Below are 1,001 nucleotides of genomic sequence, written 5' to 3'. Positions count from 1 at the left end.
AGCAATTTTAAATTCTCTATCAATCCGAAGCTTCGGTACTGAATTTTAGCCCCGTTCATTTTCGGCGCAAACCCACTTGACCAGTGAGCTATTACGCATTCTTTAAATGTATGGCTGCTTCTAAGCCAACGTCCTGGTTGTCTTAGTAGGTTCACATCCTTTTCCACTTAATCCAGATTTTGGGACCTTAGCTGTCGGTCTGGGCTCTTTCCCTTTCGACTTAGGAGCTTATCCCTCTAAGTCTGACTCCATGATCTGATTTTTTGGCATTCGGAGTTTGATAGGCTTTGGTACGGTTAGCCGCCCTAGGCCAGTCAGTGCTCTACCTCCGCAAATCTTTAATCATAGGCTAGCCCTAAAGCTATTTCGAGGAGAACCAGCTATCTCCGGGTTCGTTTGGTTTTTCGCCCCTATCCACAGTTCATCCGATGCGTTTTAAACCGCACCCGGTTCGAGCCTCCAGTGAATTTTACTTCACCTTCACTCTGACCATGGATAGATCACCCGGTTTCGGGTCTATCATATCTAACTTTCGCCCTATTAAGACTCGCTTTCGCTTTGGATACGTCTCTTAAAGACTTAACCTTGCTTTATATGATAACTCGCTGGCCCATTCTACAAAAGGTACGACATCACACTGTTGTGCTCTGTCTGCTTGTAGGCACAAGGTTTCAGGTTCTGTTTCACTCCCCTTTCGGGGTTCTTTTCACCTTTCCCTCACGGTACTTGTTCGCTATCGGTCACATGTTAGTATTTAGCCTTAGGGGATGGGCCCCCTATCTTCACAGCAAATTTCTCGTGTTCACTGCTACTTGCCCCCACAATATATTTTCTTTTGCTTACAAGACTGTCACTTTCTTTGGTTCATCTTCCCAAATGATTCTGCTAAAAAATATATTTCTTACTGGGTTGGGCTGTTTTCTTTTCGCTCGCCGCTACTTGGAAAATCGAGTTTTCTTTCTTTTCCTCCTGCTACTTAGATGTTTCAGTTCGCAGGGTCT

At 44.8% G+C, this 1,001-nt stretch carries 1 rRNA gene; it reads right to left on the bottom strand.

Annotated elements, in window-relative coordinates:
* Positions 1–1,001, bottom strand: a 23S ribosomal RNA gene (locus OC526_RS08300); the annotation flags it as partial.

It is taken from the genome of Anaerococcus sp. Marseille-Q5996 (assembly GCF_946893725.1).
Lineage (GTDB): Bacteria > Bacillota > Clostridia > Tissierellales > Peptoniphilaceae > Anaerococcus > Anaerococcus martiniensis.
Note: the sequence above shows the minus strand (reverse complement) of the source record. Positions and strands in the feature narration are given on the sequence as shown.